Genomic DNA, 19,991 nt, shown 5'->3' with positions numbered 1-19,991 from the left:
ACGGAGCGAGCCGTCCGCTCGTCCGCTCCCCGGCGGACGGGTGGGCGGCTCCTGGGGCAACCTCCGGCGAGGTCTTCAGACCGCTTCCCTGTTCTCCCAGCACTGACGGAACCAGGCTAGTGTCTCGCAGAGCAATTCGCGGTTGTGGTCGTCCTCCAGTACCGCGAGCCGGAAACTGGGCCGCAGTTCCAACTTGCCTTCAGGGATGTCGACGCCCTCCAACTCGTTGAGGCGCTTGAGGAACTCGGCGCGCAGTGCCCGGTCGGTGAACGGCTCGCGTGACGCGAGGTGTTGGAAAACCACTTCCGCCGTACCGCCGCGCCCGCCGCCCGGGTAGAGCGTCATCGGCCAGACACCATAGCCGGGATTGCCCTGCTCACCCAGCATGAGAAATGCGCTGGTGGTGACGCGCCCTGAGCCGTGGCCGACCCAGCCGCCCAGTTCCTCCCAGCGGGCGAGCACCGAGCGCACGGCGGTGACGGTCTCGGGGGTGTCGTTCGCCGCGAGTTGGCGGGCGAACCGCTCGGCGCGGGTCTCCCCGCCCCGGTTCTCGGTGGGGTGCCGCACGGCTTCGCCGCCTCCCGTCTCCTCCTCTTCCTCCCGGCCCTCGGTGCCGGAGAGCAGGAGGGCGAGATCGTCGGAGGTGAGCCGTTGGGCCGGGTCGGCGGCGCCGCTGGCGGTGAAGTGGATGCCGTCGGCGATCAGCCGGGACTGGACTTCGCCGCTCTCGTCTTGTGAGGTCCAGCGGAACTTGTCGGAGACCTTGCCGTCGGCGTTGAGCACCCGGTACGCGTTGACCACGCCGGGAGTGTTGGCCAGGTGGTTGCCTACGGCCTGGGCGCCGGAGCCGAGAAACGCGGCCAGATCGCCGTAGGACGTCCAGGTGCCGTGCGGGAGCGCGGCGAGGACTTGGTGGGCGAGATTCCAGTCGCGGCTGCGCTCCGCGCGGCCGACGCCCTGCAACGGGGCCGGCCACAGCGCGATCGCGCGTTCGGCGAGTTCGTCGGCTCGGGCCAGGATTTCCTTCGCCCCCCAGCGTCCGGTGGCGGCGATGCGGCGGTTCATCTCCAGATGGCTGCCCCGCAGCAGGTCCTGTTTGCGTTCGAAGGGACGGTTGGAGAGTTCCGCGTTCACAGCCGTCAGGGTCAGGTTCCCGAGCGTATGGTGCAGCCTCGCGTGCAGCTCCTCCGGGCTTTCCTCATCGGCCGCATCATCGGCCAGCATCCGCAGCCACTCGTCGCCGGGCGACTGCGGCATCACGTGCTCGATGGTCAACTGCGCGGCGGCGAAATCGACCGGCTCGGGATGCTCGTAGCTCTCCTCCAGCCGTTGCAGCACCAGCTTGCGCTGATCCCAGCGCCCGTACTGGTAGAAGGGCGCCGTCCGGATCTTCCCGCGCAACTCGTCGTCATCGGGCCAGAACCGGTTCTCGGCGGAAAGGAGCTGGTGCAGGCCGTCGGCCACCGGCAGGTCGAGCGGGAGCTGCGCGGGCACGGACTGGAAGATCCGGTTGAGGTTGTTCGTCGGTACCCGGCAAATCATCCTGCGCACCAGAAAACTCTCGACGTACGACATGGCGCGCGCCGTCTCGGCGGAGTCGATCTCCCCGCGCTCCCGTCGGTCGAGCAGGAGCATCAGCGCGGGGTAGGTCACGACGGCCTGCCAGGCGTCCAGCCGCCGCAGATGGGCGCGGACCGACGCGTCAGCCTCTTCCCCGGGATGGATCAGCCTGCGGAAGTGGGCGCTGCGGCGGTGCAGTTCCCTGATGTACGCCTCGATCTCCGCCTCACCCGCCTTCTCGCTCTCGAAGCGCTTCTGCTGGGCGGCGTAAAGATCCTGGCGGCGAACCCGGTCGTCTCCGTCGAGTACCAGTTGCAACCACATGAGCTGTTCGAGTTCGTCGTTGCTCAGGCTCTCCTGCAGCGGCAGCCAGTGGGTCTCGTAGACGTGCTCCCCGCGCTCAGGCAGCCGCATGAACAGGTAGTTGCGCAGTAGATCCGCTTGGCTGAGCTTGAGCCCGGTGTTGTTGAGCGACTCGAAGATGCGGTGCACGTTGTCGCCGTGGTCGGCGGTCACCGACACCAGAGTGAGCCGGGAGGTGATCGCCTGCTCGATGCGGAACACATCCTGGGAAGCCGCGGGATCGGCCGCTTCGACGAGCTTGCGCCGGAAGAAGCTGTAGGCAGCGGCGATGCGGTCACCGGCGGCGTGCTCGGCCTGAGTGCCGTGGATGTGGGCGGCGAACTGCGGCCGGTCGGCCTGGGTGGGCAGCAGGCGGAAGTGGTCATCGCCCTTCTTGCGCTTGTTGATCAGATAGTCCTCGTTGATTCGCTCGGCCTCGTCCGGCTGGGTACCGGCGATGTGGTCGCGGATCGCGGCCAGGGCGAGGCAGAGGGTGGTCAGCCGCTGCTGGCCGTCCACGACGAGCCAGCGGGGGAACGTCGCCTCGTTCTGCGGTGACGGCGCCAGTACGACAGAGCCGAGGAAGTGCTTGCTCGCCCTGTCTCCCTCCCCCAGCAGTTCGGCCTACTCGACGATGTCCCGCCACAACTGCGTCAGTTGCTTCTCCGTCCAAGAGTACGTCCGCTGGTAGAGAGGGACCTGGAACTGTTGTGTCCGTCCCTGCACGAGCCCGACGAAAAGGGTCTCCTTGGCCTGCATGGTGGTGATGCGTCTCCTCGCCTCGTTCGTTAGAGGGACATGTTGCCGACAGCGAGGCGTTCCTCACCCACGGTTCACGGAATCCCGTCAGGGTTCCACGGAAACCCCGTCCGGTGCTTGAGCCGGCGGCCGGTCCGGCGCCATCCGGTGTGCGTGGACCGGCGGCCCGTCCGGCATAACATCGCAGGGAAAGGCATTCCCGGCGGGCCCCGCGCCGTCCGGCGGCGCGGGGCCCGCCGGGCACGGACGACGACTGGTGGGGGAATCCACGACGATGACGGCCGAGACGTTCGAGTTCCAGGTGGAGGCCAGCCGGCTTCTGCGGATGATGGTTCACTCGATCTACTCGAACAAGGACGTGTTCCTGAGAGAGCTGGTCTCCAACGCCTCCGACGCGCTCGACAAGCTCCGCATCGAGGCGCTGCGCGACGACTCGCTGGGGGCCGATGTCTCCGACCTGCACATCGAGATCGAGACCGACAAGGACGCCCGCACGCTGACCGTGCGCGACAACGGCATCGGGATGTCGCGCGAGGAGGTCGTGGGGCTGATCGGGACGATCGCGAAGTCCGGCACCGCGGAGTTCGTGCGGAAGCTGGAGGAGGCGCAGAAGGCCGGGGAGACAGGGAACCCGGCTTCGGCGGAGGCGCTGATCGGGCAGTTCGGCGTCGGCTTCTACTCCGCCTTCATGGTGGCCGACGAGGTCACGCTGCTGACCCGCCGCGCCGGGGAGGAGTCGGGCACCCGCTGGACGTCCACCGGCGAGGGCACGTACACGATCGAGACGGTCGACGACGCGCCCCAGGGCACGTCGGTCATCCTGAGGCTCAAGCCCGAGGACACCGACGACCGCCTCTTCGACTACACGGCCCCCTGGAAGATCAGGGAGATCGTCAAGCGCTACTCCGACTTCATCACCTGGCCCATCCGCCTGGTCGAGGCGGGCGCCGAAGAGGGTGCGAAGGCCGAGGACGGGGACGGGGACGGGGAGAGCGGGGGCGGCGGGAAGCCCGAGCCGGAGACGATCAACTCCCGCAAGGCCCTGTGGGCCCGGCCCCGCGGCGAGGTCTCCGACGAGGAGTACCACGAGCTCTACAGGCACATCAGCCACGACTGGACCGACCCGCTGGAGACCATCCGCGTCCAGGCGGAGGGCACCTTCGAGTACCAGGCGCTGCTCTTCCTGCCCGCGCGGCCGCCGCAGGGCGTCCTCTCCCGGGACCGGCGCGGCGTGCAGCTCTACGTCAAGCGCGTCCTGATCATGGAGGAGTGCGAGGAGCTGGTCCCGACCTACCTGCGCTTCGTCAAGGGCGTGGTCGACGCCCAGGACCTGTCGCTGAACATCTCCCGCGAGATCCTCCAGCAGGACCGCCACATCCAGCTGATGCGCCGGCGGCTGGCGAAGAAGGTGCTGTCCACCCTCAAGGAGATGAGGACGGCGCGGCCCGAGAAGTACGCGGACTTCTGGCGGGAGTTCGGCGCGGTCGTCAAGGAGGGCCTGATCAACGACCCCGACAACCGCGACGCGATCCTGGCGGCCTCCTCCTTCGCCTCCACCCACGACGCGGAGAAGACGACGACGCTGCAGGAGTACGTGGAGCGGATGAAGGAGGGCCAGGAGCACATCTACTACCTCACCGGCCCGTCCCGGAGCGCGGTGGAGAGCTCCCCGCACATGGAGGCCTTCCGGGACAAGGGACTTGAGGTGCTCGTCCTGACCGACCCGGTCGACGAGGTGTGGGTCGACGCGGTGCCCGACTTCCAGGGGAAGAAGCTGCTCTCCATCGCCAAGGGGGAGGCCGAGCTCGGCACCCAGGAGGAGAAGGAGCGGGCCCGGGAGGAGCGGGAGCGGCAGCGCGAGGAGTACGCCGGACTGCTGGAGTGGCTGACCGAGCGGCTCGGCGACGAGGTCAAGGAGGTGCGGCTGTCCTCCCGGCTGACCGTCTCGCCCGCGTGCGTCGTCTCGGACGCCGACGACATGACGCCCGGCCTGCGCAGCATGCTCCGCGCCATGGGCCAGGAGATGCCCGAGAGCAAGCGCATCCTGGAGATCAACCCCGACCATCCGCTGATCACGGGCCTGCGCAAGGCGCATGCGGACGGCGCTTCCGCGCCGGACCTGGACGGCATGGCCGAACTCGTCCACGGCATGGCGCTGCTGGCGGAGGGCGGCCTTCCCGGCGACCCGGCCCGCTTCACCCGGCTGATGGCCGAGCGCCTGGAGCGGTCCCTGTGACCCGCCGCTGACGGCCCGGGCGCCGTGGCCGGGGCGGCGGCCGTACGCCGTTCCCGGCCACGGCGCCGTTCCCGGCCACGGCTCCCTCACCCGTGCCGGTCGGCGACCTCGCAGGTCAGACCGTGTTCGTCGATGCCCACCAGCACCGTGTCGCCCGCGCGCAGGGCCCCGTCGAGGATCAGGTCGGTGAGGCGGTCGTCCAGGTGGGTGCGGACGGTGCGGCGCAGCGGGTGGGCGCCGGAGTCGGGCTGGTAGCCCTGGTTGATCAGCCACTCGCGGGCACTGCGGTCGACCTCCAGGCCGATGCCCTGGGCCGCCAGCAGCCGGCGGCTGTCCTCCAGCAGCAGTCCGACGACGCGCAGCAGGTCCCCTCGGGCCAGGGGGTGGAAGAAGACGGTCTCGTCGACCCGCTCCAGCAGCTCCGGCCGCACCCGGTCGCGCAGATGCGCCACGGTCTCCGCGCGGAGCGCGCCGGGGTCGCCCGAGTGGGCCAGTACGCTGCGCGGGTCGACGGTGACGGTCAGGACGACCACGGTTTCGCGGAAGCCGGCGGCAGGGCCTCGGGCACCCGCCGGCCGGCCGCCTTCCAGCAGTCGCGTCAGCGAGTCCAGGACGTCCGGGTGGGCCCGGTCGATCCCGTCGAGCAGAACGACGGAGTGCGGCCTGCGCCGTACGGCCTCGTCCAGCCGGCCCGCCTCCCCCCGCCCCTCCCTCAGGGCACCCGTGCCGAAGCGCACCAATCGGCCCGCGTCACCCAGGAGTTCGGCGGCCAGGGCCCTGGCCAGTTCGGTCTTGCCCACCCCGGGCGGCCCTGCGAACAGCAGAGCCGCGGCGGGCCGTTCGGGAGCACTCATCCCCGCCCGCGCCCGCCGTACGGCCCGGGCCACCGCGGAGACGGCCTCGTCCTGGCCGGCCACCCGGTCGCGCAGCCTCTCCTCCAGGCGCCGCAGGTGCTCGCGCTCGTCGCGGGCCAGGCGGCCGGCGGGGACGCCGGTGCGGCGGGAGACGGCTTCGGCGATGTCCGCCACGGTCACCCGGGCGGCACTCTCGCGCTTCTCGGCGACGACGGTCCGCTCCAGGTCCAGCTCCCGCATGCCCTCGCGCAGCGTCGCGGCCCGCTCCAGATCCTCCAGGGCCAGGGCCTGGTCGAGTTCGCGCCGCAGCAGGTCGCGGCGGTCCTCGACCTCCAGGACCTCGCCGCTGCGGCCGAGAGCGCGCAGCCGCGCGCGGGCGCCGGCCTGGTCGAGCAGGGAGACGGCCTTGGCGGGCAGGAAGCTCTCGGGCAGGTGGCGTGCGGAGAGCTCGGCGGCGGCGCGCAGCGCCTCGTCGGAGAAGCGGACCTGGTGGTGGGCCTCGTAGGAACCGCGCAGGCCCTCCAGGATGCGCACGGTCTCCTCGACGGTGGGCTCGGGCACCAGGATCGGCTGGAAGCGGTGGTGCAGGGCGATGTCCCGCTCCACGTGGCGGCGGTACTCGTCGATGGTGGTGGCGCCCACGACGCGCAGCCCGCCGCGGGCGAGCGCGGCTCGCAGGACGCCGCCGAGGCCGGAAAAGCCCTCCGTGCCCATGCCCGTGCCCGTGCCCGCGCCCGCGCCCGCGCCGACGAGGGTGTGCAACTCGTCGAGGAAGAGGACGATCCGCTCGTCGGAGGCGACCTCCCCGACGATCGCGCGCAGCCTCTCCTCGACCTCCTCCCGGTGGCGGGCGCCGGCCACCAGCGCGGCTAGGTCCAGGCCGACGATCCTGCGGCCTCGCAGGTCCGGCGGCACCTCGCCGGCCGCGATCCGCCGGGCCAGGCCCTCCACGACCACGGTCTTGCCGACACCCGGCTCACCGATCAGGGCGGGGTTGTTCCGGGTCCGCCGGGAGAGCACCTCGATGATCTGGTCGATCTCCTCCGCGCGCCCCACCACCGGGTCCAGCCGGCCCTCGCGGGCATGTGCGGTCAGGTCGCGGCCGTAGTGGTCCAGCACGGGGGTGGGGCCGGACGGGCGGGACGAGCCGGAGGGACGGGACGGGCCGGCGAAAGCCCTGCGCACCGGCTCGGGCGCGGCGCCCGCGGCGCGCAGCGCCCGTCCGGCGCCGCTTCGGGGGTCCTCCAGCAGGGCGGCCAGGAGGTGCTCGGGGCCGAACAGGGACGCGCCGGCGGCGCGGGCGCCCGCACGGGCCGCCAGCAGGGCACGTTCGGCCGCGGGTGTCAGGGAGGGCCCGGCGCCGCCGCCCTTGGCGAGGGCCGGGAGCAGGTCGGAGGCGAGCCGGTCCGGATCCGCCCCGGCGTCCGCCAGAACGCGGCGCGAGGGACCCACCCGTGTGGCGGCCCACAGCAGGTGGCCGGTGTCCAGCCCGCCGCCGTCGGCGGCCGCCCGCCCGGCGGCCAGTGACAGCAGCTCCCGGGCGGACTCGTCCGGGAGCGTGCCGGCGGACACCGGGCGGTCGGCCGGGCGGGGGTCCTGGGGGCCGGTGCCGAGGAGGCGGTTGAGCGGTTCGGCGAACGGCTCCCGCGGTCCGAACACGGGCATCGGCATGGGGATCACCTGGGCGGTGCCGGGGGTGGGGGCAGAGGTCGGGGCCGGGCGGCGCGGGCCCGGCCACCGCCAAGTCTGGTCCGGGGCGGAGGGATCCGCGACTCGGCACGGGGCCGCCGGGCTCCCTCCGCGCGCCGGCTTCCCGGTCCGGGCGCTTTCCGTTCGGTTCACCGCATATGCGGCGAATCGGCGGGAGAACCGGCGGAAGAATGTGCTTGCTCCGGGCGCCCGTATCCGCCCGCTATTCGGTGCGGGAGTTCCGGAAATGCGGGATCTTCGGGCGGGCCCTGATAAGGGGGCGGAAAGAGCCCCAGGTCAGAGGTGGTCTGTCGGGAACTTCGGTGACTCGTTCCGGGAAAAGACCGCGATGTGGTCGTTTCCGGGAACGGCCGCACGCCCCTTGACCCCCTGAATGAAACGTTGCAATACTGGCGGACTTAGAAAGCGCTTACTGTACTTTTCTCGCGAATTCCCGTCCCGGTGCGGCCCTCATGCCGCCCCCGGACGGACGTCCCGGGCCGGGTCACCCCCTCCGGCCCGGCGCGAGCGGCCCCGTGCCGTGTGCGGTGAGTGTCCCCCCACGGAAGGAGTCCACGATGAGAAGCGGAGCCGCATCCTCCGCCAGGAGGCGCAGACTCGCCGCGGTCGCGGCCGGCGCCCTGACGGCGGCCATGCTGGCGACGGTGGCCACCACGGCCGGGGCGGTGGAGCCCCGTTCCGGGGCCGACCATCCCGGGCAGGCGGCCCAGGAAGCCCGGACGGCGCAGGAGGCCGGGGCCGCGCAGAAGTCCCGGAGCGCCCAGGCGGCGCCGGCCGCCGCCGCGGCCGCCTGCGGCGAGGGCTCGTACCAGGCCGAGGCCGTGAAGAGCGGAAGCACCTGGACCGCGCGCCGGGGCGGCAGCACCGTCTACACCGGCAGCAGCATGCGCGACGCGATGCAGGCCGCGATCGGCAGCCTGACGCCGAACCGCTCCTCCAAGGAGCGCGTGGTGGTGCGGGGTTCGGGCTCGATCAGCGCCGGGACCAGGGTGTCGCTGCCGAGCAACACCGCGATCGACGTGTGCGGCACCATCGACGTCACCGGCTCCGGCTCCGGCGACCAGGCGCCGATCTACTCCCGCGGCGCGACGAACGTCGAGGTCGGACATCTGACCGTCACCGGCCGCCCGCTGTACGGCATCTTCATGCGCAACGTCAGCAACGTGGTGCTCGGCCAGATCGACATGCGTGTCTCAGGCGGCCTGGGCGTCCGGATCGACAACCACGGCGACCGCTCGGTGCGCTCGCGCAACATCCGCATCGACAACGTCTACGTCTCGGGCACGAGCAACCACGGTGTGGAGACCTACGGGGTGGACGGGCTGACGATCGGGACGGTGACCGCCCGCAACGTCGGCTACTCCGGCCTGCTGCTCAATGACACGATCAACGCCACGGTGGGCAGGGTCGACGCCGACAACACCGCCACCGGCACCGGTTACGCGGCGTTCCGGATGGCCAACCGCAACGGCCGTGTCGGCAGCAGCTACCCGACCAACATCCGCGTCGGCGAGGTCATCGCCCGCGGCGGCGGGCGCGGGGTCTTCTGCGTCTCCGAGAGCGGCGGCGCCGTCATCGACCGGGTGACGCTGACCAACACCGGCAGCAACGCCATCCTGATCGAGAACTGCTACAACGTGACCATCGCCTCCCAGGGCGGCACGGTCAGCGGCGGCGGGGAGGTCAGGCTGGCGGCCCGCAGCGACTTCCCGGGCAACAGGGACATCACCCTGCAGAATCTGACGCTGAGCAACACCTCGCTCAGGGAGAGCCCCTGCGGCACGAACATCACCTACCGCAACCTCACCCTCAACAACACCAGCCGGAACACCTGCTGAGAGCGGACGAGGACGCGGAGAGAACCGCGCGGCGTCCTCCCGTCCCGGAAGCGGGGCGGGAGGACGCCGCCTGCGTGCGGGCCGTCAGTCGTCAGCCGTCGGCCGCGCTGCCGCGCACCACGCAGGAGCGCTGGTTCTCCCAGCCCCAGCCGTCGCCGTCGGGGTCGGAGGCGCTGCCGTTCACGCAGTACGGGTAGCCGTTCGGCGCGGTCCCTCCGGAACCGCCCCCGGAACCGCCGCCGTAGACGGTCGCCTCCCGGGAGGTGGCGGAGATGCCGTTGGCGCCGTTGAAGAGGCGCCGGCCCCAATCGGTCATGGAGTTCGGGTCGAAGCCGTTGACCATGTCCAGGTACTCGACGCCGCCGCCGTTGCCGCTCCAGGACCAGCCGAGGTAGCCCACCCGGAGCGACTGCGCGGTCGCCATGATCGCGTTCTCGTCCGGATCGCCGTCACCGTGGTCGTGGCCGAACTCGCCCACCACGATCGGCAGGCGGTTGCCGACGAAGTGGTTCAGGTAGGACTGGACCTTGGAAGCGGTGTTGTAGACCCCGTACATGTGGACGGAGAAGATCGTGTTGCGCCTGGGGTCGGAGTTGAACACCGTCGAGGCGTTGTTCCGCATGGTGTTCGACCAGTCCTGGCCCCAGTTGGGGGCGTCGACCATCAGGGCGTGGTCGAACCCGGCGTTCCGCAGCTTCCGGATGGCGGCGCTGGTGTCGGAGGTCCAGCGGTCGTAGCCGTTGTTGCCGAACGGCTCGTTGCCGATGTTGACGACGACGTAGTTCTCCTGGCCCTCCAGCGCGCTCTTGACGCCGATCCAGTAGTCGGCCGCGCGGGAGAGCGAGGTGGCGGCGCCGTCCTCGCCGTAGCCGGTGGTGTCGTGCACCTCCAGCACGCAGATCAGCCGGTTGGCCTTGCACTGGCCGATGATCGAGGAGACCTCGGAGGCGCTGGTGCGGGTCCATCTGTCTCCGTTGGCGAGCACCACTCGGACGGTGTTGGCGCCCTTGGCCTTGATGTGGGCGATGGAGGCGGTCCGGTTCGGGTACCAGGCGTGGGCGTGGTTGACGCCGCGCATCACGAACTCGTTGCCGTTCGCCTCGTACACCCGGCCGTTGCTGACGCGGATGCCCGTGGCGGCCTCGGCCTCGTCGGCCGGGCCGAACACCGGCAGCAGCACGCCGGCCAGGCCGGCGAGTGCCGCGGTGACGACTGCCAGCAGTTTCCTTCTGGGTCGTTTCTGCATGTCCCTCCTTGGCAGGTGCCTGCCCCAGGGGCCCCATGGGGGCGGGCCCCTGGGGGTGCCCGGGCCGGTGGCCGCGGGCGGGGCGGGGAGATCCCGTTGAGGATGGAAGACCGGTGAGACAACGTTGTCAGAGCTTCTGACAACGTTGTCCAACCACATGCGGACACATCGTTCCGGATGTGGTCCCGACCTCCGCCGTTCGACGGCGAGGCCCCGCGCGGTTCGACGGGCCGCCGAACATCGCCCCCATATGACGCCCCGGTTGTTCCCTACATGTCAATAGTCGCGTCACCCGTGTTCCACCCCCCTCCCCGGCGGCCCGGGTCGGCAGGGGGCTTCGCCACGGACGGGCGGATGCGGTGCCGTGTGCCCGCGGCGGGCCCGCGTCCCGAGCGGCCGTCCGGTGCGGCGGCGGCGCGGTGTAGCGTTGCGAATCCCGAGTTCCGAAACCCGGATCACGAATCGCCGACCCGGCCCGCCGGCCCCGCCCACCCCGCAGAGGAGCACCGTGACCCACACCGCCGCGGACGCGCGCTACGACGCCATGCCCTACCGACGTGTCGGACGCAGCGGGCTGAAACTGCCGGCGGTCTCGCTCGGCCTGTGGCACAACTTCGGCGACGACAGGCCGCTGGACACCCAGCGGGCGATCCTGCGCCGCGCCTTCGACCTGGGCGTCACCCACTTCGACCTGGCCAACAACTACGGCCCGCCCCCCGGAGCGGCCGAGGCCAACTTCGGCCGCCACCTCGCCCGGGACTTCCGCCCCTACCGCGACGAGCTGGTGATCTCCACCAAGGCGGGCTACGACATGTGGCCGGGCCCGTACGGCGAGTGGGGATCGCGCAAGTACCTGCTGGCCAGCCTGGACCAGAGCCTGAGCCGCATGGGCCTGGAGTACGTCGACGTCTTCTACTCCCACCGCCCCGACCCCGACACGCCCCTGGAGGAGACCATGGGGGCGCTGGACACCGCCGTCCGGCAGGGCAAGGCGCTCTACGTGGGCATCTCCAACTACAGCCCCGAGCAGACCCGCGAGGCCGCCCGCATCCTGGCCGGCCTCGGCACCCCGCTGCTGATCCACCAGCCCTCGTACTCGATGTTCAACCGCTGGGTGGAGGACGGCCTGCTCGACGTCCTCGACGAGGTGGGCGCCGGTTCGATCGCCTTCTCCCCGCTGGCCCAGGGCCTGCTCACCGACCGCTACCTGTCCGGCATCCCCGCCGGTTCCCGGGCCGCGGGCGCCAGCCCGTTCCTGAACGCCGAGGGCATCACCGAGGAGACCCTCGCCACGGTCCGCGCGCTCGACGGGATCGCGCGGCGGCGCGGCCAGACCCTGGCGCAGACGGCCATCGCCTGGGTCCTGCGCGGCGGGCGGGTGACCTCCGCGCTCGTGGGCGCCAGCAGCGTCAAGCAGCTCGAGGACAACGTCGCGGCCGTCGGCAACCTCGACTTCACCGACGACGAACTCGCCGAGATCGAGAGCCACCTCGCCCGTTAGGCCGGGCCGCCCCGGGGGACCCGGGCTCCCGTCGGCGGCCCGGGAGTCCGGGCGCCAGGGGGAGTCCGGGAGAGGAGCGGGGCATGGGCATCTCCGTGACGGTGTGGACCGAGTGCGGGCCGGACGACGCGGCGATCGCCGCCGTCTACCCGGGGGGAATGCACAACGCCATCGCCGGCGCGTTCGCCCCCCACGGGGAATTGCGCGTGCGCACGGCCACCATGGACGAGGAGGACCACGGACTCGGCGGCACGGCGCTGGACGAGACCGACGTCCTGTTCTGGTGGGGCCACGAGCGGCACGGCGAGGTGGACGACGGGATCGTGGCGCGGGTGCGCGCCCGGGTGCTGGAGGGCATGGGGCTGGTCGCCCTCCACTCCAGCGCGGAGTCGAAGGTCTTCCGCGCCCTGACGGGCACCAGCGGCCGGATCTCCGGCTGGCGCCACGGCGACCGCGAGGTGGTCTGGACGGTCGACGTCACGCACCCGGTCGCCGCCGGGGTGCCGCAGCCGATGGTCATCGGCGAGCAGGAGATGTACGCCGAGCCGTTCGACGTGCCCGTCCCCGACGAGCTGGTCTTCGTCTCCTCCTTCGAGGGCGGGGAGGTCTTCCGCAGCGGGATCGCCTACCGCCGCGGGCTCGGCAGGGTCTTCTACTTCAGCCCGGGCCACGAGGAGTACCCGGTCTACCGCCGCGAGGACGTGCGCACCGTCCTGGCCAACGCGGCCTTCTGGGCGGCCGGTTCGGCAGGTCCGGCCGGGAGCGCCGCCGCCCGGGCGAAGGCGCGGGTGCCCTGGACGTCGCGGCCGCGCGAGAGGGGCTGGTACGAGCGGTGACGGGCGGGACGGGCCCGGCGCCCGCCCCGGCGTACGGCCCGGCGCCCCGGCGTACGGATCAGCGTCCGGCCGACAGCCGGCCCGTCGCCAGCCCGTCGCTGATGTCGCGCGCCAGGCGCGAGGCCAGCTCGTCCAGGCGCCCGCGGAACTCCTCGAACTCGGTCAGCCGCCGGAACACCTCGCTGTAGCGCAACTGCTCGGCCAGCGGGAGCTGGAGGACCTGGAGCCGGCGCACGTCCACCCGCGAGGCGCTGGAGGCGTGGGTGCCCGCCTGGCGGCCGTTGGAGGGCGCGCGCAGACAGCCCGCGAGGAACCAGGCGTCCATCTTCTCCGGCTCCACGCGCAGCGCGTACAGCTGGGCGCCGAGCACCGTGGGCGGACCCTGGTGCACCCAGGCGGCGAAGGCGCGGATCACTCCGGCCACCACCACGTCACCGGGCATGGCCACCAGCATCCCGCGGCCGGAGACGTCCGAGGGGTGCAGCCAGCCCGTCGGCCCGCCGCCCTGGAGCAGGTCCGGCACGGTCAGCAGGGGCAGGCCGCCCTCGCCGGGCCCGCCGCTGCGGACCGTCCCGTCCGGCGGCTGCTGGCCGCCGCGCAGGGTCAGCGCCCCGGCCCGGGCCAGGTCGCCCACGGTCGTCTTCGGCTGCCCGCCCCCGCCGTCCCCGGCCGGCTCCAGGGCGGACAGCGCCCGCCCGGCGGCGCGCAGTCCGGCCAGGGCCTCCCCGAAGCCGCTCCAGGCGTCCTCCAGGTCGAGTTCCTCGCCGCCCGGGGCGGGGGAGACATGGCGCCCGGGGGTGAGGTCGACCTCGTCGTCCAGCAGCTCGATGACGGCCATGCGCCGCGCGCAGTCCGGCAGTTCGGCCGCCCCGCTGCCGTAGGCGGCCACCGCGGTCCGCACGAAGTCGCCCAGCGCGTCCCAGTCCACCCCGCCCTCGCGTCCGGCCGCCGCCCGCCGGGAGGCCGCCGCGTCGGCGAGCAGGACCCCGTTGTCCTCGGCGGGCCCGGTGCCCTCGGGGGCGCGCAGCAGCCACAGGTGCAGCGACACGCTGTGCGGCTGCGCGCAGCCCGGGGGCAGGGCGATGACGGCGCGCAGCAGCCCGGAGCGCAGCAGCGCGCCGCGGATCCTGCGGCCGGCCCGGCGGGAGGCGACGGCGGGCGGCAGCAGCAGCACGGCGGTGCCGCCCGGCCGCAGCCGGGCCAGGGCGTGCTGCACCCAGGCGAGCTCCGACTCGGTGCGCGGCGGCAGGCCGTGCACCCAGCGCCGGTCGGTGGAGAGCTCCTCGTAGCCCCAGTCGCGCTCGTTGAAGGGCGGGTTGCACAGGACGACGTCCGCGGCGGCGTGCTCGTGCGGGTCGGCGCGCAGGGAGTCGCCCTCCCGTACGTCCGCCGTCACCCGCGCCCCGCCCGTACCGGTCCTGCCGCTCTTGCCCGGCTTCTCCGCCGCGCCCGTCCCGCCGGCCCCGCCGGCCCCGCCCGCCTCGTCGACGACGAATGCCAGCCGCGCGGCGGCGAGTGCGGCGAGGGCCGGATCGCTGTCGCAGCCCAGCAGGGTGACCCGGGCCGCCCCCGCGCGCGTCTGCGTCCGTGCGGCGGCCTCCAGCAGATGGCCGGCACCGCAGGCCGGGTCGAGCACGGTCGTCCCGCCGTCCGCGGACGGGGCCGGGCGAGCGGTCAGGGCGACCTGGGCCATCAGGTCCGCCAGGGGGCGGGGACTGGCGCTGACCTGGCGTACGTGGGCGTCCAGCCAGCGCTGCAGCAGGAACTCGAAGACCTCCCGCCCTCCCTCGCGCCGTCCCAGTGCCACGGCCTCGTCGACCAGTTCCCCGGCCTGATCGGACAGGGGCGGAACGGACGCGGGGACCTCGCCGTCGCGCATCCGCCGTCCGGCCTCGGCGATGGCCAGCCCCGTCTCGTCCCGGCTGCCGAGTGCCTCGAAGCCGGGCCAGAGCAGCTCGCGTCCCCCGATCTCCTTGAGCTTGTCGTTCTCCCGGAGCCACTGCTCGATCTCGGCGAGGGAGAACTGGGGGCTGGCGTCGGTGCCGCCGATCCGGGCGGGGAAGGAGTCGTGCCGGCGCCGCCAGTTGCTGACGGCCGCCCGCCCCACCCCGGCGATCCGCGCGATCTCCGCGAGGGTGACCGGCACTGCGCGTGTTGAAGGCATCGAGATCTCCGAAGTCGGGTCGGGTCGAGTCGGGCCGGGGCGCCGCAGGCGGCTGTTCGAATCCAAAGCTCCGATGAGAGCGCCGGGATTCGAACAATCGGTGTCACCGGGCAGGTTACTACGGCGTTTGACACCGTTCACAGAACGATGCGCGGCGGTCCCGCGGAAGGGGGGCGGAGAAGGGGTCACCCCGAGGTGTGCGCCGAGGGTGGTCACCGCGGAGCGCGGGCGTTCCTCACGGGAGCAGCCGGCGACCGGACGGGACAGGCCGCGTACGCCGCCGCCCGGAAACGTCAGGGTCGGCCGATGCCCTAGCCGCGCCACGGAATCGGACGCCGGGAGGTTCGACCGGCCGAAGGACTCGCTCGTCTTCTTCCTGGTGCAGGTGGAAGGCGTCTCGCTGGAACGGGGATGCCTGATGGACGTCTTCGGGAGGGACGGCTCACTGCTGCACCGCCTGGACGCCCGCACCTGACGCTCCCCGTACCGGCTCCCCGCTGGGGCGGTCCCTCCCGGACCGGCGGGAGCGGGGCCCTTGCCCGAAGACGCGCCCGCTCGCTAGGTTCCGCCGTGACCCGCTGCGATCCACGGCGGGACCGCACGGCCGAGGGACGCACACATGACACACCCCGGTGGACGGGAGCCCGCCGCCCCGATCCCCGCCGCCCCGACCTCCTCGGGATTCGAGTCCCCGGCCGTGGTGGACGGCGGTCTGCCGGTCTTCCACGAGCGCCTCAAGGACGAGCTGACCTTCCCCCTGGCCTGGGGAACCTCCCCGATCCGGGACTTCCCCACCTGGCGTGAGGCAGCCCGTGCCACGGTCGAACGGCACCTCCTCCAGCCCCCGGACGACACCCCCTTCGCCCCCGAGATCGCCGACGAGCGGCGGGCCGAGGGCTACCGCCGCCGGATCCTCCTGTTCAACGTGACGCGTCTGAGCCGGGTGCGCGCGCTGATGCTGGTGCCGGACGGAGAGGGGCCCCACCCGGCGGTGCTCCTGCTGCACGACCACGGCTCGCGGTTCGACATCGGCAAGGAGAAGCTCGTACGGCCCTGGTACGGCCGGGAGCGCCTGGCCTCGGCGCGCGCCTGGGCGGACAGATGCTTCGGCGGGCGCTTCGTCGGCGACGAACTCGCCCGCCGCGGCTGGGCAGTACTCGCCGTCGACGCCCCCGGCTGGGGCGACCGCTCGGGGCTGACCTACGAAAGCCAGCAGGCGCTGGCCGCCAACCTGTTCAACCTCGGCTCCTCACCGGCCGGCCTCATGGCCCGCGAGGACCAGCGCACCGCCGCCTTCCTCGCCTCCCTCCCCGAGGTGGACGGGGAACGGGTCGCGGCGCTGGGCTTCTCGATGGGCGCCTACCGGGCCTGGCAGACGGCCGCCCTCTCCGACCACGTCCGCGCGGCGGTGGCCGCCTCCTGGATGACGGGCCTGAAGGAGATGATGGTCCCGGGCGACAACGCCCTGCGCGGCCAGTCCGCCTACTTCATGCTCCACCCCGGACTGGCACGCCATCTGGACCTCCCCGACGTGGCGAGCATCGCAGCACCCAAACCGCTCTACCTCACCGGCGGTTCGGACGACCCGCTGTTCACCGCCGCCGCAGTGGAGAAGGCGTACCGCAGGCTGCGCGCCGTCTGGCGCTCCCAGCACGCGGAGGACCGCCTCCACACGGAGATCCGGCCGGGGCTCGGCCACGTCTTCGCCCCCGGTGCGCAGGACGACGCCTTCGCCTGGCTGGACGCCTGGGCGGGGCGGCCGAACAGCCGTGGCGGGCGGACAGAGAGGCCCTTATCCGTCGTGCGGCCCGCGAAGGGCCGCACTCACGCGGCGCGTTCCACTGGTGTACGACCCGCTCGGCCAGGGGCGGTACGGGTGACCGCGGCTATCACTCCCGTGTTCCCGCTGATTCCACATCGCCATGGTGCTGCGTGAGACGGCGGTAGTGGCGGCTGCGTCGCCCGAGGACCACGGCGGCCAGTAGTGAGGCTGTGGCGGAGGCGAGCAGGATGGCGCCCTTGGCGTCGGTGAGATGGGCTTCGGTGGTGTAGGAGAGCTCGGCGATCAGGAGGGAGACGGTGAAGCCGATCGCGCTGAGGACGCTGATACCCGCAACGTCCGACCAGGAGAGCCGGGGGTTGAGTTGGGCGCTGGTGAAGCGGCTGGCCAGCCAGGAGAAGCCGAAGATGCCCAGCAGCTTGCCCGCGAGGAGTCCGGCGAGGACGCCCCAGGTGACGGTGGAGGTCCAGAAGCCTCCCGCGCCGGAGAGGGAGACCCCGGCTGCCATGAGGGCGAAGACCGGCAGCGCGATCCCGGCGGAGAACGGTCGCAGCATCTCCTCGGCCCGGTGCGAGGGGGAGTGGCTCTCGCCGTCGCGGGGGCGGGTGTGCATCAGCAGGCCCATCACGACGCCGGCGACCGTGGCGTGCACTCCGGAGGCGTGCGTCAGGACCCAGATCACGACGGCGAGCGGCGCGAACAGCAGCCACCCCGGCACCCGGGCGCGCAGGCGGGTGACGGCCCGGCCGGATCCGTTTTGCAGGTAGCCGAACACGGCCAGCCCGGCAGCGGCCAGGGCAAGGGCTGCGAAGTCGAGGCCGGTGGTGTAGGCGACGGCGATGACCAGGACGGCGACCATGTCGTCAACGATGGCCAGAGTGAGCAGGAAGGTGCGCAGCGGTGTGGGCAGGTGTCTGCCCACGACGGCCAGGACGGCCAGGGCGAAGGCGATGTCGGTGGCCATCGGGATGCCCCAGCCGCCGATCGCCTCCCCGCCCGTGGTGGCGTTGATGGCCAGGAAGATCAGCGCGGGCACGGCGACGCCGCCGATCGCGGCGGCGATCGGCAGGGCGGCGCGGCGCGGGTCGCGCAGCTCGCCGTGGACGAGTTCCTGCTTCAATTCGGTGCCGACGATGAAGAAGAACACCGCGAGCAGGCCGTCGGCGGCCCACGCCCCGACCGACAGGTTCAGGTGGAGGGCGGCAGGGCCGAAGGTGAAGGAGCGCAGCGACTCGTAGGCGTGGGACAGGGGCGAGTTCGCCCAGACCAGGGCCACCACGGCGGCACCGATCAGCAGCGAGCCGCTGACCGCGTCCGAGCGCAGAGCAGCAGTTATCCGCGATACAGCAGACATGAGGGAGACGTCTCCAGCGGTACGAAGGGGTGCGTGACAGCGCACCGGCGCGTGGCCGGTGACATGCCTCCGGGCGGGGCCGGTGGGCTCAGCGGCCCTTCGGCGGACAGACGCCCGTGATCGCGCCCCACGTGCTGACGTAGCCGTTCGTACCGACCGGCCGCCGCTCCAACGACTCGAGAATCCGAGGGCGGGCAGGCAGACGCCTCAGAGGAAGCGAGAGAGGACGAGCAAACATCGGACCCCATCCTCCTTCGCTGCCCGCGGTCTTGCGGCAAGCCTAACAACGGCAGGTGCCCGGCCCCGCGAGGGGGCCGGGGGTCGCGCCGACGTCGACCCGCGCGTCCCGGAGCCGGGCTCCCGGATGCCGGGACAGCCGGCGTCGCCGGTCATCACCCCAATTCCCGAGGGGACTTGCCGGTCCTCCTCCTGAAGTCGGTTCCGGTACCGGCCTCCCAGGGCCTGCCCACGACTTCCCCCTCCGGCCGGCCCCGGTGCCCTGCCATGCTGAGCGGCGGAGAAGCGGCAACTGTGTAGTGAGGGGAGACGGTTCGGGGAACATGCTTTCGGGTCAACTGGCGCGACGCGGGAACCGCGGTACGGCTTCGCTCCCATCCGGTGCCCCGAAGAGGAGTGGGCGTCATGAGGCGTGGAGTTGAGGCGCGCCCCGAGCGCGCTTACGGCCGGCGGGAGACCGGTGCCCGCGGCGGCGGCGCGGAACGTGGCGCGGCGGACGGGACCGGCGGAGCACCCGCTCACCGGGTTCCGCCGGAAGACCTCTCGCGGCTCAGGGCCTTCGCGGTACCGCCCGAGGCCGTCCGCCGCCGTCCGGGCCGGACCGGGGCCGCGAGCGGAAGGTACGGCGGTAGGTGTCCGGGGGCACGCCGATCGTGCGGTTGAAGTGCCGGCGCAGCGTCGTGGCGGTGCCCATGCCGGTGGCCGCCGCGATGGCCTCGACGCTCTCGTCGGTCGTCTCCAGCAACTCCTGGGCGCGGCGGATCCGCTGGGTCAGCAGCCACTGCAGCGGCGTGGTGCCGGTCGCGGCCCTGAAGTGACGGCCCAGGTTGCGCGAACTCATCCGCGCCCGGCGGGCGAGATCCTCCACGGTCAGCGGCCGGTCGAGCCGTTCGAGTACCCAGGGGAGCAGTCCGGCGAGGGGGTGGTGCGCCGGAGCGGGCACCGGTGTGGTGACGAACTGGGCCTGTCCACCGTCCCGTTGCGGCGGTACGACCAGACGGCGGGCGACCGCGTTGGCCACCGACGAGCCGCGGTCGAGGCGGACCAGATGCAGGCACAGGTCCATGGCCGCCGCCTTGCCGGCGGAGGTGAGCACACTGCCGTTGTCCACGTAGAGGACGTCCGGGTCCACCTCGACCTGCGGGTAGCGGGCGGCCAGAGCCCGGGTGTGGGCCCAGTGCGTGGTCGCGCGCAGTCCGTCCAGCAGACCGGCGGCGGCCAGCACGAAGGCGCCCGTGCACAGCGAGACCAGGCGCGCGCCCGCCTCGTGGGCCTCGCGCACCGCGTCGACCAGATCGGCGGGCGGCTCCTCGTCGACGTCGGCCCAGCCCGGGACGATCACGGTGCCGGCGAGGGGGAGCCGGTCGAGGCCGTGGTCGGGCTCCAGCAGGAAACGGCCCGCCCGTACCGGGCCCGGTCCACAGACGGCGAAGTCGTACCAGGGCTCCGCCACACCGGCCGGAGCGGCCTCGAAGACCTCGTACGCCAGGGCCAGTTCGAAGTGAAGCATTCCGTCGGTGACGGCCAGTGCGACAGTGTCCACGTCCGGAATTGTACGGGGCGTGTCGTTCCGG

At 72.5% G+C, this 19,991-nt stretch carries 11 protein-coding genes and 1 pseudogene; 5 read left to right on the top strand and 7 right to left on the bottom strand.

Features of this window, described 5'->3' with window-relative positions; genetic code table 11:
• Positions 1 to 75: 75 nt before the first annotated feature.
• Positions 76 to 1,065 (bottom strand): MGMT family protein, encoded by a 990-nt coding sequence (locus QPK52_RS04625; protein WP_410540200.1) that lies wholly within the window; start codon positions 1,063 to 1,065, stop codon positions 76 to 78.
• Positions 1,051 to 2,661, bottom strand: a pseudogene (locus tag QPK52_RS04620) (DUF262 domain-containing protein); the annotation flags it as partial. The pseudogene QPK52_RS04620 and the gene QPK52_RS04625, both read right to left, overlap by 15 nt.
• A 274-nt stretch (positions 2,662 to 2,935) precedes the next feature.
• On the opposite strand from QPK52_RS04620, the gene htpG reads away from it, so the two are divergent.
• On the top strand, positions 2,936 to 4,897 hold the full coding sequence (gene htpG, locus QPK52_RS04615) for a molecular chaperone HtpG (protein ID WP_410535736.1): 1,962 nt from the start codon (positions 2,936 to 2,938) through the stop codon (positions 4,895 to 4,897).
• An 86-nt stretch (positions 4,898 to 4,983) separates the two neighbouring features.
• Here htpG and QPK52_RS04610 read toward each other — a convergent pair whose 3' ends face one another.
• A complete protein-coding gene (locus QPK52_RS04610; RefSeq protein WP_410535734.1) occupies positions 4,984 to 7,422 on the bottom strand; it encodes an AAA family ATPase in 2,439 nt (812 codons plus the stop codon).
• 596 nt (positions 7,423 to 8,018) lie between these two features.
• On the opposite strand from QPK52_RS04610, the gene QPK52_RS04605 reads away from it, so the two are divergent.
• Positions 8,019 to 9,299, top strand: a complete 1,281-nt coding sequence (locus tag QPK52_RS04605; protein ID WP_410535732.1) for a hypothetical protein — start codon at positions 8,019 to 8,021, stop codon at positions 9,297 to 9,299.
• Positions 9,300 to 9,390: 91 nt separating this feature from the next.
• Here the strand turns inward: QPK52_RS04605 and QPK52_RS04600 are convergent, their stop codons facing one another.
• Positions 9,391 to 10,545, bottom strand: a complete 1,155-nt coding sequence (locus tag QPK52_RS04600) for a cellulase family glycosylhydrolase (RefSeq protein ID WP_410535731.1) — start codon at positions 10,543 to 10,545, stop codon at positions 9,391 to 9,393.
• A 508-nt stretch (positions 10,546 to 11,053) separates the two neighbouring features.
• Between QPK52_RS04600 and mgrA the strand changes: the two genes are divergently transcribed.
• A complete protein-coding gene (mgrA, locus tag QPK52_RS04595; protein ID WP_410535729.1) occupies positions 11,054 to 12,046 on the top strand; it encodes an L-glyceraldehyde 3-phosphate reductase in 993 nt (330 codons plus the stop codon).
• 83 nt (positions 12,047 to 12,129) lie between these two features.
• Positions 12,130 to 12,882, top strand: a complete 753-nt coding sequence (locus QPK52_RS04590) for a ThuA domain-containing protein (RefSeq protein ID WP_410535727.1) — start codon at positions 12,130 to 12,132, stop codon at positions 12,880 to 12,882.
• Between the two features lie 58 nt (positions 12,883 to 12,940).
• On the opposite strand, the gene QPK52_RS04585 is transcribed toward QPK52_RS04590, so the two are convergent.
• Positions 12,941 to 15,046, bottom strand: coding sequence for an N-6 DNA methylase (locus tag QPK52_RS04585; RefSeq protein WP_410535725.1), 2,106 nt, complete (start codon positions 15,044 to 15,046; stop codon positions 12,941 to 12,943).
• Positions 15,047 to 15,665: 619 nt separating this feature from the next.
• Here QPK52_RS04585 and QPK52_RS04580 point away from each other — a divergent pair.
• Positions 15,666 to 16,982, top strand: a complete 1,317-nt coding sequence (locus QPK52_RS04580) for a dienelactone hydrolase family protein (RefSeq protein WP_410535723.1) — start codon at positions 15,666 to 15,668, stop codon at positions 16,980 to 16,982.
• Here the strand turns inward: QPK52_RS04580 and nhaA are convergent.
• Both nhaA and QPK52_RS04570 read right to left on the bottom strand, forming a co-directional pair.
• Positions 16,936 to 18,180, bottom strand: a complete 1,245-nt coding sequence (gene nhaA / locus QPK52_RS04575; protein WP_410535722.1) for a Na+/H+ antiporter NhaA — start codon at positions 18,178 to 18,180, stop codon at positions 16,936 to 16,938. The two genes, QPK52_RS04580 and nhaA, sit on opposite strands and share 47 nt — an antisense overlap.
• 787 nt (positions 18,181 to 18,967) lie before the next feature.
• The gene (locus QPK52_RS04570; protein ID WP_410535721.1) at positions 18,968 to 19,960 is read right to left on the bottom strand and encodes a helix-turn-helix domain-containing protein; all 993 of its coding nucleotides are present in this window, start codon (positions 19,958 to 19,960) and stop codon (positions 18,968 to 18,970) included.
• Positions 19,961 to 19,991: the final 31 nt, after the last annotated feature.

This window comes from Streptomyces sp. KL2, assembly GCF_046529545.1.
Taxonomy (GTDB): Bacteria; Actinomycetota; Actinomycetes; order Streptomycetales; family Streptomycetaceae; genus Streptomyces; species Streptomyces radiopugnans.
This window is presented reverse-complemented; position numbering and strand designations above follow the sequence as displayed.